This is a genomic window from Pseudoalteromonas sp. SIMBA_162 (assembly GCF_046535955.1).
GTDB classification, from domain to species: Bacteria; Pseudomonadota; Gammaproteobacteria; order Enterobacterales; family Alteromonadaceae; genus Pseudoalteromonas; species Pseudoalteromonas marina.
The window spans coordinates 1-238 of record NZ_JAWJBQ010001160.1; the positions used below are offsets into that span (position 1 = coordinate 1).

Annotated in this window: 1 protein-coding gene; it reads right to left on the reverse strand. The window is 63.0% G+C overall.

The features are described from left to right. A partial coding sequence (locus R0J88_RS23320; protein WP_410901364.1) for a DEAD/DEAH box helicase occupies window positions 1–238 on the reverse strand: 238 nt, incomplete at both ends.

A 238-nucleotide genomic window follows, 5' to 3' on the forward strand; every position in this document is an offset into this window, starting at 1 on the left:
TGCTGGGGTTCGATCTCCACGCCGCCATACATCGCCATGGAGCTGACTTCCAGATACCTGGAGTAGTGCTGGATGTTGTCTTCGACCTGAATCGCCAGCTCCCGCGTCGGCGTCAGGATGACGGCATGTACGCGCTTGGCGCGTACCTTGGGCGCCTGCTGCAGGGTCTGCAGGATGGGCAGCACGAAGCTTGCCGTCTTGCCGGTACCCGTCTGGGCGGCGGCGATCAGGTTGTCAC